The sequence below is a fragment of the Kluyvera sp. 142486 genome, from assembly GCF_046569695.1.
Taxonomy (GTDB): Bacteria; Pseudomonadota; Gammaproteobacteria; order Enterobacterales; family Enterobacteriaceae; genus Kluyvera.
In genome coordinates this window covers 124,193-138,565 of record NZ_JBKHUI010000014.1, presented here as the reverse complement: position 1 = coordinate 138,565, position 14,373 = coordinate 124,193, and the positions used below count along the sequence as shown (strand labels likewise).

Below are 14,373 nucleotides of genomic sequence, written 5' to 3'. Positions count from 1 at the left end.
CCGTCCCCGCTGTATATCCGCTTTGCTATAGTTTACGCACGAAGCCTGTTGTTGTAGCCACATCTTTTTGATCTTGCCTGACCAAGCGAAACGGTATTTGCCCCTTATTTCCGTAAGGAATAGGGTTAGCGCAGACATTATTTCCGATTATCAACAGGAACAAACCGTGAAAAATACAACAACCGTTCGCGACCTACGCTCCGCGCTAGCATTGCTGAAAACGCTGCCGGGCGAATATGTTGAAACCGATACCGAAGTGACCCGCATGCGGAGCTGTCCGGCGTATACCGTTACGTTGGGGCCGGCGGCACCTGCCAGCGCCCAACTCGCAAAAATGGCCCGGTGATGGTGTTCAACAAGATCAAAGGCTTTAACGATATCAGCGTGGCGATTGGCATCAACGGTTCCCGTAAACGCGTCAGCCACTTCCTGGACTGCCCGCCAGAAAAACTGGGCCACTTGCTGAAAGACTCCGTACAGAGCCCTATTCCACCGGTTCTGACTAACGAAAAAGCCGTGGCTCAGGAAGTTGTCCATCTGGCAACCGACGCCGATTTTGACCTACGCAAACTGCTGCCAGCGCCAACCAATACCGAAGAGGATGCGGGCCCGTACATCACCATGGGTCTGTGCTATGCCTCCGACCCGGAAACCCACGAGTCTGACATCACCATTCACCGCCTGTGCGTCCAGAGCCGCGATGAGCTCTCTATGTGGCTGACGCCAGGGCGTCACATTGATGCTTTCCGCATGAAGGCAGAAGAGATGGGCCAGCCGCTGCCGATTTCCATCAGCATCGGCGTTGACCCGGCGATTGAGATTGCCGCCTGCTTCGAGCCACCAACTACCCCGCTCGGTTTTGATGAACTGAGTATCGCCGGTTCTCTGCGCGGCCAGGCCGTCGAGCTGGTGAAGTGCCTGACTATTAATGAAAAAGCCATCGCCCACGCCGAAATCATCATCGAAGGCGAGCTGCTGCCAAACGTGCGCGTTCGTGAAGACCAGAACACCAACACTGGCCGCGCCATGCCAGAGTTCCCTGGCTATACCGGTGAATCGAAAGACGCGCTGCCGGTGATTAAAGTGAAAGCCGTGACCCATCGCCACAACCCTATCTGGCGCACCACCGTAGGGCCAGGCGAGGAACACGTCAACATGGCGGGTATCCCGACCGAAGCAAGCATTCTGGATATGGTTGGCCGCGCGATGCCGGGCAAACTGCTGAACGTCTTCGCGCACTCCGCGGGCGGCGGCAAACTGCTGGCGGTCATGCAGTTCAAAAAATTCTCTCCGGCAGACGAAGGTCGCCAGCGCCAGGCGGCACTGTTGGCGTTCTCAGCCTTCCCGGAACTGAAGCATGTGATTCTGGTCGATGAAGACGTGGATATCTTCGACAGCGACGACGTGCTGTGGGCGATGCAAACCCGCTATCAGGGCGATGTCGATACCATCACCATCCCCGGCGTGCGCTGCCACCCGCTGGACCCATCCCAGGTGCCGGAGTACAGCCCAAGCATTCTCCAGCAGGGGATGTCGTGCAAAACCATCTTCGATTGCACCGTGCCGTTCCACCTGAAGCATCATTTTGAGCGTTCTAAATTCAAAGAAGTGGACGTAAAACGCTTTCTGCCGGACTTCGAGTAAGAGGAATAGACAATGACACCACGCATCATCATCGGCATCAGCGGCGCATCCGGCTTTCAATATGGCGTTAAGGCGCTGGAACTCCTGCAGCCTCTTCCGCTGGAGGTTCATCTGGTCGTCTCAAAAGGCGCAGAAAAAACCTGTGAACTGGAAACGGATTTCCGTCTGGATGAGGTGATGGCGATGGCTGACGTTGTCCACCCGATTGGCAATCTGGGTGCCGCCATCTCCAGCGGTTCGTTTAAAACGCTGGGGATGCTGGTTGCCCCCTGTTCCATGAGAACGCTGGGCGCGATTGCACATTGTCTTACCGATAACCTGCTGACTCGGGCTGCGGACGTGGTGCTCAAAGAGCGCCGCCGTCTGGTGCTGCTGGCTCGTGAAACGCCGCTCAACCTCGGCCATATTCGCAATATGGCCGCCGTGACTGAAATGGGCGGGATTATCTTCCCGCCGGTTCCGGCCCTCTATCAACGTCCACAAACGGCGGACGACATTATTACGCACAGCGTGAATCGCGCGCTGGACCTGTTCGACATCAACGTGGACAACATTCCACGCTGGGGCGAAGGATCTCTGCGCCACGACGGCTAGTGCGGCCAAGGAAAATGTTCTTATGTTAATCGGTCCTTATGTAAACGGATCTGCCGTGATTATCGGCGGACTGGTCGGCGCGCTTGCCGGGGGAAAACTCCCGGACCGCGTGAAAACGGCGCTGCCAATGACCTTCGGGCTGTGCTCGGTAGGCCTGGGGATTACGCTGGTACTGAAGGTGAAATATATGCCTGCGGTGGTGCTGGCAATGATTGTCGGCGCGCTGATTGGCGAACTGCTGCATCTGGAAAGCGGTATTGGCAAAGCGGCTGGTTCTACCCGCGGCCTTATCAATAAAGTCTTTCCACCGGTGCAGGGGTTAAGCCACGAAGAGTTCACCGAGAAGTTTGTGGCGATTCTGGTGCTGTTCTGCGCCAGCGGCACGGGCGTGTTTGGGGCGATGACGGAAGGGATGAGCGGCGATCCGTCGATTCTGTACATCAAAACTATTCTGGATCTGTTCACCGCCGGGATTTTCGCCACCCTGCTTGGCTTTGCGGTGATGACGATTGCCATTCCACAACTGGTGATTCAGCTGGCGCTGGCGATGCTGGCGGTATTCCTGATGCCAATGATCACCCCATCGATGATGGCGGACTTCTCCTGTGCCGGTGGGCTGCTGATGGTCGCGACTGGGTTGCGTATCTGTAACATCAAACTTTTCCCGGTTGCCAACATGTTGCCAGGGCTTGTTTTGGTAATGCCTTTCTCCCATTTATGGGCTACGCTGGTTGCCTGAGTATATGACCCGGCGGGTTTATGCCGGGTCATCATTCACTTTCAGGAGTCGTCATGACAGGCGAACACGTCATTTTGCTCGATGAGCACGATAAACCTTCCGGTATTCTGGAAAAGTACGCCGCTCACACCCTCTCCACTCCCCTGCATCTCGCTTTCTCTTGCTGGTTGTTCAACGACCGCGGTCAGTTTCTGGTCACGCGTCGCTCATTAAGCAAGGTCGCCTGGCCTGGCGTGTGGACCAACTCGGTGTGCGGCCATCCGCAGCAGGGCGAAACCTTTGAACAGGCCATTATCCGTCGCTGTCGGTTTGAAGTTGGCGCAGATATCAGCAACATCACCCCGATAGCTCCTGATTTCCGCTACCGCGCCGTGGCGCCAAACGGCATTGTGGAAAACGAAGTGTGCCCGGTCTATGCCGCGCAGGTGGCGAGTGAGCTGCGGATAAATCGCGACGAAGTGATGGATTACCAATGGTGCGAACTTGAGAACATTTTACAGGGATTGCGCGCAACCCCTTGGGCATTCAGCCCCTGGATGGTCAAACTATCATCTCAGGATGCTGCACGCACTGCATTACTGAACTACTGTCGCCAATAATAAAACTAAGCGCGTATCAAAATAATTGATAAGCGCTTATCAAAGATATGCTGATAAATATTTATAGCTTCCGATTTATTCACCGACATCTTACTTATACCTCCACCTTATCAAACTTCATCTTACTCTGCATAAAATCAATCATACCTATTATGTGTAAATAATAGAATTGAGACCCCACGCGATTTTCCACTCCAATATGATATATAAAATCATACCAACAGTTAAAAACTATTACTCATAACCTAAAAGCAAATCCAGTACAAAGACATTTGTAAAAACAATAGTATTTCACCCATAAATTAAGGCCGCCATAAATAACGTATTTAATATATTTATTTAATCAATGTAAACAGGACACCGGAGGTCTGATGAAGAAATCACTGCCCTACAAGCCATTGCTGCTCACATTAGTCGCACTCAGTCTGGCAGTGCTTCCTGCACAGGCCGGAAAAGGACGCTGGCAACAGCATACCGGCAAGGGATACCTGATGTGCGATGCCATGTTCAAAGAGCTAAAACACCATGATTTTTCAAGGACAAAATCTGAAAACGCATGCGCCATTTACCAGGTACTCCCGCAGGCAAAATCATTCCGACGGCCGGAATGGAAAAAACTGGACCCGAACCAATACCGGCCGCTTCTGCGCCGCATCTTTGCCAGAGACTACTATCGGATTGATTTACCAGAAAAAGATCGAGGGATGTTACAACTTTTCGATGATGACCTGTATCAGCCAGATAGTGTTTTGGACTCACTGACTGCTGCGCAAAAGGATGCTATTGAGAAAAAAATTGATAGTTTTATCGCCAACGGAAGATATCTGCAGGTCTGGAGCATGCCCCTCCCCACCTGGCTTGAAGAGGAGGCTAAACGCCTTGATATATCCACCGCCCCATTAACCTTTGTGCAATACGCTGGCCCAATTCCTGAACCCGTGAAGAGCATAATTAAGGACGAATGTAAAAGCCTCAGGCTGCCCATGCCCGACATTCTGGCACAAGGACTTATCCTTGTTAATGACAGCCTGACAGGGCTTGAACCGAGAGCCATATTTCCCGAAAACAAGCAGCACACGCTTCTTTCAGGTGCCATTCGACAGGCCGCCTGGAATTCAGATATCTATTTATATAAAGGCACACCTTATTTTATCGATAACATAGAAATAAGTACTTATAGCTTCAAATACAGGAAATGGTCGTTTAACCCAGACGCCAATTGTGAAATCTTCTATAACCATGGAATTAAATAATATAAGGAATTATTTATTATGACACTTAAATGGCATTCCATTAATAATTTTACTGATACTCTCTATATTATGCCATTTGCACACAAAGAAAAAAATGAAATAGTATTTTCACCCGTAAATTAAGGTCCTCATAAATAACGTATTTAATATATTTATTTAATCAATGTAAACAGGACACCGGAGGTCTGATGAAGAAATCACTGCCCTACAAGCCATTGCTGCTCACATTAGTCGCACTCAGTCTGGCAGTGCTTCCTGCACAGGCCGGAAAAGGACGCTGGCAACAGCATACCGGCAAGGGATACCTGATGTGCGATGCCATGTTCAAAGAGCTAAAACGCCATGATTTTTCAAGGACAAAATCTGAAAACGCATGCGCCATTTACCAGGTACTCCCGCAGGCAAAATCATTCCGACGGCCGGAATGGAAAAAACTGGACCCAAACCAATACCGGCCGCTTCTGCGCCGCATCTTTGCCAGAGACTACTATCGGCTTGATTTGCCAGAAAAAGATCGAGGGATGTTACAACTGTTCGATAATGACCTGTATCAGCCAGATAGTGTTTTGGACTCACTGACTGCTGAGCAAAAAGACAATATTGAGAAAAAAATTGATGGTTTTATCGCCAACGGAAGATATCTGCAGGTCTGGAGCATGCCCCTCCCCGCCTGGCTTGAAGAGGAGGCTAAACGCCTTGATATATCCACCGCTCCATTAACCTTTGTGCAATACGCGGGCCCATTTCCAGAACCCGTGAAGAGCATAATTAAGGACGAATGTAAAAGCCTCAGGCTGCCCATGCCCGACATTCTGGCGCAAGGACTTATCCTTGTTAACGACAGCCTGACAGGGCTTGAACAAAGAGCCATACTTCCCGAAAACAAGCAGCACACGCTTCTTTCAGGTGCCATTCGACAGGCTGCCTGGAAGTCAGATATCTATTTATATAAAGGCACACCTTATTTTATCGATAACATAGTAATGAGTACTTATAGCTTCAAATACAGAAAATGGTCGTTTAATCCAAATAGCAGTTGTGACATTTTTTATAACCATGGAATTAAATAATATAAGGAATTATTTATTATGACACTTAAATGGCATTCCATTAATAATTTTACTGATACTCTCTATACTATGCTCTTTGCACTAGAGACTACAAGTGAAGAAGACCGTCTTAAAAGTCTTGAGTTAAGTGACGTAAACGGCAATCCGACCATTGGTGTCGGTTTCGATCTTTATGCTGGAGGGGACACTGTAAGACGTACTGTTTTGAAAGAAATGGGGTTAGTATGGACGCAACAGAACCAAAATTCAGTTCCGTTAACCACATCACAAAATTTCGAAAATGATTATATTTCACGGCTATCTGAATTAATGAGCACTCGTATTACAAGTGTAGCAAGATATAATTCTATTTTACAAGAACGCCGTGACAACACTAATCAAAACTACGCAAATGATATCCCCGTCGCAGGGCGTCGTACCCAATTTAAATTTTATAGCGAGGATGAATCAAAGAAAGCCTTCAGTTCACTGTGGGAAAGTGTTTATAGTGGCCGATTGAGAGAGATAATTAATATCGATGACAAAAAATTTGCAAACTCCAAAGAACAACTGGTCCTTGCCAGCTGCGTATGGGGGAATTCAGGTCTCGTTGGCCCTCTCCTGAGAGAAGCAATTAATACCGGCAACCGCGCTGCCGCCTGGTATGAAATTCGTTACAATTCAAACGCCCCCAAACAGACAGTTCGCCCCGGAATTGCTAAACGTCGATTTATGGAGTCACAAATATTTGGCCTCTACGATGATCCGAAAAAGGTCACTATGGCAGAAGCGGAAAATATTTTCAGAACCCTTCAGAAGAACAGAGAAAAAATTCTGAGTTATGAAACTGAATTTGGCCATGCGCCGGATATTACTACGCCAACGCAAAATAAAATCGCCGCTGCAAACAATGATTACAAGGATATCTTATATTTAGCACAAAATGTTTCAGGAGAGGAAGTCAGTGAACTTACTGAGATACTTATTCCCGCCCGAAATGAATTCATTGAGTCGCTAAAAAAACTCGGCTGTCCGGATGTTGATAAATGGTTTAAAGGTAGTGAATTAATACCCACAAACATTTATTTCGCTAGTGACAATACCAACCAGGTTATCAATAGCAGTAAATATCAGAAAGAAAAATTTGTAAGTGGCGTAGCAGATTTGATGATGGGCGGCGGCGGGAATGATAGCATTTCAAGCTCCGCAGGTAACGATGTACTGATGGGCGAAAGCGGTAATGATAGGCTGTCAGCAGGGGATGGAGCCGATGTACTCTACGGCGGTATGGGCAGCGACACATTATATGGCGGTAAAGGAGAAGATATTCTTTATGCCAGAGGCGGTTTCCCGTTAGATAATCTCATGCTAGATAATAAAAATACCGACACGCTTTATGGTGGCGCCGGTAACGATATTCTGTATGGTGATGACGGTAATGACTATCTCAATGGCGGTGATCTAAATTCACCATTTGATGGTAGTGCCGACAAACTCTACGGTGGCGGAGGGTTCAACACTTTTGTCGTTGATAGTTCTGATACCATTTACCTTACCGGAAAAGATGATATTAATGGTGCTGTTTTCTTATCTGACAGTAAAAATAAACATGTGAAGTTAGAATACGCCATACGTTATAGCGAAGATCCGGAAGATACTTACACTGATGCTAATGACAATAAATACACCTTTGACGGAGATACACTCGTCGTCAATGACGGCCTCAGGATCGTAGATTTTAAAAAATGGGCAAAGGTAGAGAACGATGAGCCAGAAAATGAAATTTGGTCAGCATTGGGTATACTCCTCCGAAAAGACGATGACCTCGATGAATCGTTGAATGGTGATATTTATGCGAATACCTTAGCTGGCGGTAGGGGTAACGACACTCTATATGGCTATGATGGTTACGATACCTATATATTCAATGCGGGAGATGGCTCAGATATGATTAATGATTATGCCACGATCGTCTTAGATATAAGGTATGAAGACTTTGAAAGTCATCGACGATCGCTAACACAACTAGCAGGCAATGACACACTCCGTTTCGGGAAAGGTATATCTCCTAAGCAGACTATCCTCACTCAGGATACCTATGATTTAGTAATCACCTTTCAGAACAGTACTGACAGCGTGTCGATAATGGGTTATTTCAACCCAATCACAGAGGAAAGAGTTGTTGAAAACCTGATTTTCGACGACGGCACCAAATGGAACAAATCTGATATAGAATCCAGAGTGCTGAAATCTTGATTGTATAGCTAGGTGGAAGCAGCAGAAAAAGCCATCCTCCAGCGCGGCGACAAATAACGACTAATAAAAAACCCCGGCACATGGCCGGGGTTTGTTTTATCTCACGCTATCGCGATTATTTCACCGGACGCATTGCCGGGAACAGAATCACGTCACGGATGGTGTGGCTGTTGGTGAACAGCATAACCATACGGTCGATACCGATACCCAGACCTGCGGTCGGTGGCAGGCCGTGTTCCAGCGCGGTGACGTAGTCTTCGTCATAGAACATCGCTTCGTCATCGCCCGCTTCTTTAGCGTTAACCTGATCCTGGAAGCGCTGCGCCTGGTCTTCTGCATCGTTCAGCTCGCTGAAACCGTTACCGATTTCGCGGCCGCCGATGAAGAATTCAAAGCGGTCAGTGATTTCCGGGTTCACGTCATTACGACGCGCCAGCGGAGAAACTTCAGCCGGATATTCGGTGATGAAGGTTGGCTGAATCAGGTGCGCTTCAGCAACTTCTTCGAAGATCTCGGTCACGATACGGCCCAGGCCCCAGCTCTTCTCAACGTGAACGCCGATGCTTTCAGCAATGGCTTTCGCAGAGTCGAAGTTATCCAGATCCGCCATGTCAGTTTCCGGGCGATATTTCTTGATAGCTTCACGCATGGTCAGTTTTTCGAACGGCTTACCGAAATCGAAAGTCTGGTCGCCGTAAGGCACTTCGGTGTGACCCAGAATATCCTGTGCCAGCGTGCGGAACAGGGATTCGGTCAGTTCGATCAGATCTTTGTAGTCCGCGTACGCCATATAGAGTTCCATCATGGTGAACTCTGGATTGTGGCGAACGGAGATACCTTCGTTACGGAAGTTACGGTTAATTTCGAACACGCGTTCGAAGCCGCCGACCACCAGACGCTTCAGGTACAGTTCCGGCGCGATACGCAGGTACATGTCCATATCCAGCGCATTATGATGGGTGATGAATGGACGGGCAGACGCGCCGCCAGGGATCACCTGCATCATTGGGGTTTCCACTTCCATAAAGTTGCGACCAACCATGAACTGACGAATACCCGCCAGGATCTGGGAACGCACTTTGAAAGTATTGCGGGAAGTATCGTTGGAGATCAGGTCCAGGTAACGCTGACGATAGCGCGCTTCCTGATCCTGCAGGCCGTGGAATTTGTCCGGCAGCGGACGCAGTGCTTTGGTCAGCAGACGCAGCTCGGTGCAATGGATAGACAGTTCACCGGTTTTGGTTTTGAACAGTTTACCCTTCGCGCCCAGGATGTCACCGAGGTCCCATTTCTTGAACTGCTCGTTGTAAACGCCTTCCGGCAGATCGTCACGCGCCACGTACAGCTGAATACGGCCGCCAACGTCCTGTAAAGTCACGAAAGAAGCTTTACCCATAATACGGCGAGTCATCATACGACCGGCAACGGATACTTCGATATTCAGTGCTTCCAGCTCTTCGCTGTCCTTGTCATCGAATTCAGCGTGCAGTTGATCAGAGGTACGGTCACGACGGAAATCGTTCGGGAACGGGATGCCCTGCTCACGCAGTGCAGCCAGCTTCTCGCGGCGTGCCTTCATTTCGTTATTAAGATCGACTACCTCGTCAGCGCCTTGTGCGTTTTGTTCAGACATGTTGGTTCCTCATAACCCTGCTTTCAGACTTGCTTCGATAAATTGATCCAGACTTCCGTCCAGTACCGCCTGCGTATTGCGGGTTTCAACCCCGGTGCGCAGGTCTTTAATGCGGGAATCGTCCAGGACATATGAACGAATCTGGCTACCCCAGCCGATGTCGGACTTGGTGTCTTCCATCGCCTGTTTTTCGGCATTCTTTTTCTGCATCTCCAGTTCATAAAGCTTCGCTTTCATCTGCTTCATGGCCTGGTCTTTGTTCTTGTGCTGCGAACGGTCGTTCTGGCACTGCGTCACGATCCCGGTTGGGATATGGGTGATACGCACCGCGGATTCCGTACGGTTAACGTGCTGACCGCCCGCGCCGGATGCACGATAAACGTCAATACGCAGATCCGCCGGGTTGATTTCGATATCGATATCGTCGTCAACTTCCGGGTAAACAAACGCGGAGCTAAAGGAGGTGTGGCGACGGCCGCCGGAGTCAAACGGGCTCTTACGGACCAGGCGGTGAACGCCGGTTTCCGTACGCAGCCAGCCGTACGCGTAGTCGCCGGAGATTTTGATGGTCACGGATTTAATCCCGGCCACGTCCCCTTCGGACTCTTCAATAATTTCGGTTTTAAAGCCACGCGCTTCTGCCCAACGCAGATACATACGCTCGAGCATGCTTGCCCAGTCCTGCGCTTCAGTACCGCCAGAACCTGCCTGGATATCGAGATAGCAATCGGCGCTGTCATACTCACCGGAGAACATACGACGGAATTCCAGCTGCGCCAGCTTCTCTTCCAGGGTATTGAGTTCTGCAACGGCTTCGTTGAAGGTCTCTTCGTCTTCGGCTTCTACAGCCAGTTCCAGCAGGCCGGAAACATCTTCCAGCCCCTGAGACATTTGATCGAGGGTGTCGACAATCGCTTCAAGTGAGGAACGCTCTTTGCCCAGCGCCTGCGCGCGTTCGGGTTCATTCCAGACATCCGGCTGTTCCAGCTCGGCGTTTACTTCTTCCAGACGCTCTTTCTTAGCATCATAGTCAAAGATACCCCCTAAGAACGTCGGAGCGCTCCGTGAGGTCCTGAATGCGATTATTTACCGGGTTTATTTCAAACATGGTCTATTTTCTTTTAATGGACGAGAAAAATGCGGTTATAAGAGCGGAATCTTAGCGGATTCCCGCTCTTAATTACAGTATAAGCGATGCTAAATCGGCCAGAGATGATCGATGATAAGCTGCAGGGTTCGGTTGCCGCGAAATTCATTGATATCCAGACGGTAAGCCAGGGTCACTTCACGCACGCCGTTATCCGGCCAGACAGCGGTATCAACGTTAAACGCGATGCCGTCCAGCAGCGGGCCGCCACCGACCGGTTCAACCATCACTTTGAGGTGACGTTCGCCAACCAGGCGCTGTTGCAGCAGGCGAAAACGCCCGTCAAACAGCGGTTCCGGGAACATTTGCCCCCACGGCCCGGCTTCACGCAGCATCTGCGCCATCTCCAGCGTCATCTCCTGCGGGCTAAGCTCGCCGTCAGAGAGTATTTCCCCCTGCAACAGCGCCGGGTCCAGCCACTCGGTGACCAGCTCGCCAAAGCAGCGCTGGAACTCTTCGAAGCGCTCTTCTTCCAAAGAGAGCCCCGCCGCCATCGCGTGGCCGCCGAACTTAAGCATCAAACCAGGGTGCAGCGTATCCAGACGCTCCAGCGCATCGCGCATATGCAGCCCCTGAATGGATCGCCCGGAGCCTTTCAACTGACCATTGCCCGCTGGGGCAAAAGCAATCACCGGGCGATGAAAACGCTCTTTGATACGGGAGGCCAGAATGCCGACCACGCCCTGGTGCCACTCGGGGTGATACATCGCCAGCCCACCCGGCAGTTCGGCGCGGCTGCGCTCGAGCTGTTCGCACAGGGTCAGCGCTTCTGCTTGCATCCCCTGTTCTATCTCTTTACGCGTCTGGTTCAACGCATCCAGCTCGTTAGCCAGCACGCGGGCTTCGCCGAGGTTATCGCACAGCAGCAGCGCCACGCCGACCGACATATCATCCAGACGACCGGCCGCGTTCAGGCGTGGGCCAAGTGCAAAGCCAAGGTCGCTTGCCACGAGCTTCGCCGCCTCGCGGTTGGCAATCTCCAGCAGCGCTTTAATCCCCGGGCGACAGTAACCAGCCCGAATGCGGCTCAGCCCTTGCCAGGTCAGGATGCGGTTATTGGCATCCAGCGGTACCACATCGGCAACCGTCCCCAGCGCCACCAGGTCGAGAAACTCGACGATCTTCGGCACGGGGATGCCGCGATTTTCGAACCAGCCTTTCTCTTTCAGGTGATTGCAAAGCACCAGCATCAGATAAAAAGCCACGCCAACGCCCGCCAGTGATTTTGACGGGAACGGGCAGTCAACCAGGTTTGGGTTAACCATCGCATCGGCATCAGGCAACGTTTCGCCCGGCAAGTGGTGATCGGTGACCAGCACGGAGATCCCAAGGTCATGCGCGTGATCGACCCCGGCATGGGAAGAGATCCCGTTGTCCACCGTCATGATCATTTGCGCACCACGAGCGTGGGCCTGATCGACCACTTCCGGGCTTAACCCGTAACCATCTTCAAAACGGTTCGGCACCAGGTATTCGACGTTGTGGCAGCCCATCGCCCGCAGGGCGAGCACGCTCAGTGCAGTACTGGTCGCGCCATCAGCATCGAAGTCGCCCACCACCATGATGCGCAGCTCTTTTTCAAACGCGTCATGCAGCATCTCGACGGCTTTTTCCACGCCCGTCAGCGAGCGCCAGTGCAGCATGCCTTTCAGGCCGCGTTCCAGATCGTTCGGGGTTTTCACCCCGCGGCTGGCATACAGGCGGCGCAGCAGCGGCGACAGTTCGCCCGGCAGCACGATTGAATCATCCACCACACGGCGGCGAAGTTGAGTCTGTGGTTTCACGCGAATTATTTACCGCTGGTCTGTTTCTGGTGTTCGTCGAGGAAGGCTTTCATCTCTTTCGGCCCCTGATAGCCCGGAACCACATAGCCATTATCGAGCACGATAGCCGGAGTGCCGGTCACGCCGAACTGCACGCCCAGCGCATAGTGGTTGGCGATGTCGATATCGCAGGTTGCCGCCTGAACGCCTTTGCCGTTCATCGCATCGTCAAACGCTTTGTTGCGGTCTTTGGCGCACCAGATGGATTTCATATCCTGCTCAGCCTGGCTCTGGATCCCCTGACGCGGGAAGGCCAGATAGCGCACGGTGATCCCCAACGCGTTGTAGTCTTTCATCTCTTCATGCAGCTTGTGGCAGTAGCCACAGGTGATGTCGGTAAAGACGGTAATCACGTGCTTTTCCTGCGGCGCTTTGTAGACAATCATCTCTTTTTCCAGCGCATTCAGATGAGTCATCAGTAATGCGTTGGTGACGTTCACCGGCGTTGCGCCGCTAACGTCATACATTGGCCCCTGAATAATATGCTTGCCGTCATCGGTGACGTACAGCACGCCGCTGTTGGTCAGGACGGTTTTCATCCCGGCTACCGGCGCCGGCTGAATATCGGTGCTCTGCACGCCCAGTTTCGCCAGCGACTGCTTGATAGCGGCATCGTCAGCGTGCGCCAGGCCGGAAAATGCCGCCGCCAGCAGGGTGAACATCATTAAACCTTGTTTCATAAACTGTCCTTTTAAATCAGCATCATGCTCGTGGATGGTGCTGTTGATGAAGTTGTCGCAGCCGCTCTGTCGCGACGTGCGTATAAATTTGGGTGGTCGACAAATCGCTATGCCCCAACAGCATTTGTACGACACGCAGATCCGCGCCGTGGTTCAGCAAATGCGTTGCAAAAGCGTGGCGTAACACGTGCGGTGACAGCTTCTCGCTGTCGATGCCCGCCAGTTGGGCATAGTGCTTAATGCGGTGCCAGAAGGTCTGGCGAGTCATCTGCTGGGCGCGCTGACTGGGGAACAGGACATCAATCGCCACGCCGTTAAGCATCCAGGGGCGGCCGTGCTCCAGCCAGTTCTCAACCCAATAAACGGCCTCTTCGCCGAGCGGCACCAGCCGCTCTTTATTACCTTTACCGATTACCCGAACCACGCCCTGACGCAGGCTGATATCACTCATCGTCAGCCCCACCAGTTCGGAAACGCGCAGCCCGGTAGCATACAGCACTTCAAGCATAGCCTTATCACGAAGCTCCAGCGGCTGATCGACCAGCGGTGCTTGCAGCAAACGCTCTACCTGCGCTTCGCTGAGATCTTTCGGTAACCGCTGGGGGAGTTTAGGCGATGCCAGCTGAGCGCTGGGATCGTCCGGGCGGAATTTTTCACGATACAGATGCTGGAAGAAGCGTCGCATGGCGCTCAGCAGTCGTGCGGTGCTGGTTGCTTTATAGCCCCCCTGCTGACGTTCGGCGAGCAAATTTTGCAGGTCGTCGCTTTGCGCCGTTTCCAGCGAGAGCTCGCGGTGCGCCAGCCACTCTACCACCATGGTCAAGTCACGGCGGTAGGCGCTAAGGGTATTTTCAGCCAGATTGCGCTCCAGCCACAGCGCATCGAGAAACTGTTCGATTCGTGCAAGATCCTTATCCACCTCGGCCCCTCTGCGTGTTAAATCAGCGCCATTATGC

At 51.5% G+C, this 14,373-nt stretch carries 11 protein-coding genes and 1 pseudogene; 7 read left to right on the top strand and 5 right to left on the bottom strand.

The genetic code is table 11. The annotated features are described in order from the left end of the window. Positions 1–166: 166 nt before the first annotated feature. The 7 genes and pseudogenes from ACLGE8_RS16250 to ACLGE8_RS16220 all read left to right on the top strand — a co-directional run bounded on the left by ACLGE8_RS16250 (position 167) and on the right by ACLGE8_RS16220 (position 8,134). Positions 167–1,644 (top strand): annotated as a pseudogene (locus ACLGE8_RS16250) (UbiD family decarboxylase). Between the two features lie 12 nt (positions 1,645–1,656). After that, positions 1,657–2,238, top strand: coding sequence for a UbiX family flavin prenyltransferase (locus ACLGE8_RS16245; RefSeq protein WP_410999916.1), 582 nt, complete (start codon positions 1,657–1,659; stop codon positions 2,236–2,238). Positions 2,239–2,260: 22 nt separating this feature from the next. After that, a complete protein-coding gene (locus ACLGE8_RS16240; RefSeq protein WP_410999915.1) occupies positions 2,261–2,977 on the top strand; it encodes a DUF554 domain-containing protein in 717 nt (238 codons plus the stop codon). A gap of 53 nt (positions 2,978–3,030) precedes the next feature. Continuing rightward, entirely contained in the window at positions 3,031–3,576 is a 546-nt protein-coding gene (idi, locus tag ACLGE8_RS16235; protein WP_410999914.1) for an isopentenyl-diphosphate Delta-isomerase, read from the top strand. 371 nt (positions 3,577–3,947) lie between these two features. Beyond that, entirely contained in the window at positions 3,948–4,829 is an 882-nt protein-coding gene (locus tag ACLGE8_RS16230; protein ID WP_410999913.1) for a hypothetical protein, read from the top strand. Positions 4,830–5,017: 188 nt separating this feature from the next. Beyond that, positions 5,018–5,899 (top strand): hypothetical protein, encoded by an 882-nt coding sequence (locus ACLGE8_RS16225; protein WP_410999911.1) that lies wholly within the window; start codon positions 5,018–5,020, stop codon positions 5,897–5,899. A gap of 18 nt (positions 5,900–5,917) precedes the next feature. Next, positions 5,918–8,134: a calcium-binding protein gene (locus tag ACLGE8_RS16220; protein WP_410999910.1), complete on the top strand. Its 2,217-nt coding sequence runs from the start codon at positions 5,918–5,920 to the stop codon at positions 8,132–8,134. Positions 8,135–8,249: 115 nt separating this feature from the next. Here the strand turns inward: ACLGE8_RS16220 and lysS are convergent, their stop codons facing one another. From lysS to xerD, 5 genes are all read right to left on the bottom strand, one after another. Further along, positions 8,250–9,767: a lysine--tRNA ligase gene (lysS, locus tag ACLGE8_RS16215; protein ID WP_410999909.1), complete on the bottom strand. Its 1,518-nt coding sequence runs from the start codon at positions 9,765–9,767 to the stop codon at positions 8,250–8,252. 9 nt (positions 9,768–9,776) lie between these two features. Next, a protein-coding gene (prfB, locus tag ACLGE8_RS16210; protein ID WP_115073720.1) for a peptide chain release factor 2 occupies positions 9,777–10,875 on the bottom strand; the annotation gives its coding sequence in 2 pieces (ribosomal slippage) (positions 9,777–10,799 and positions 10,801–10,875; 1,098 coding nt in all). Between the two features lie 89 nt (positions 10,876–10,964). Further along, on the bottom strand, positions 10,965–12,698 hold the full coding sequence (gene recJ, locus ACLGE8_RS16205) for a single-stranded-DNA-specific exonuclease RecJ (RefSeq protein WP_410999908.1): 1,734 nt from the start codon (positions 12,696–12,698) through the stop codon (positions 10,965–10,967). Positions 12,699–12,703: 5 nt separating this feature from the next. Further along, complete coding sequence (gene dsbC / locus ACLGE8_RS16200; protein WP_410999907.1) at positions 12,704–13,417, bottom strand: bifunctional protein-disulfide isomerase/oxidoreductase DsbC; 714 nt, start codon at positions 13,415–13,417, stop codon at positions 12,704–12,706. A 22-nt stretch (positions 13,418–13,439) separates the two neighbouring features. Continuing rightward, positions 13,440–14,336: a site-specific tyrosine recombinase XerD gene (gene xerD / locus ACLGE8_RS16195; RefSeq protein WP_185669859.1), complete on the bottom strand. Its 897-nt coding sequence runs from the start codon at positions 14,334–14,336 to the stop codon at positions 13,440–13,442. Positions 14,337–14,373: the final 37 nt, after the last annotated feature.

Bases quoted from the DNA above. Each gene is read 5' to 3' on its own strand.
- ACLGE8_RS16245 (WP_410999916.1), top strand. From the start codon at position 1,657: ATGACACCACGCATCATCATCGGCATCAGCGGCGCATCCGGCTTTCAA.
- ACLGE8_RS16240 (WP_410999915.1), top strand. From the start codon at position 2,261: ATGTTAATCGGTCCTTATGTAAACGGATCTGCCGTGATTATCGGCGGA.
- dsbC (WP_410999907.1), bottom strand. From the start codon at position 13,417: ATGAAACAAGGTTTAATGATGTTCACCCTGCTGGCGGCGGCATTTTCC.
- ACLGE8_RS16225 (WP_410999911.1), top strand. From the start codon at position 5,018: ATGAAGAAATCACTGCCCTACAAGCCATTGCTGCTCACATTAGTCGCA.
- idi (WP_410999914.1), top strand. From the start codon at position 3,031: ATGACAGGCGAACACGTCATTTTGCTCGATGAGCACGATAAACCTTCC.
- ACLGE8_RS16220 (WP_410999910.1), top strand. From the start codon at position 5,918: ATGACACTTAAATGGCATTCCATTAATAATTTTACTGATACTCTCTAT.
- lysS (WP_410999909.1), bottom strand. From the start codon at position 9,767: ATGTCTGAACAAAACGCACAAGGCGCTGACGAGGTAGTCGATCTTAAT.
- ACLGE8_RS16230 (WP_410999913.1), top strand. From the start codon at position 3,948: ATGAAGAAATCACTGCCCTACAAGCCATTGCTGCTCACATTAGTCGCA.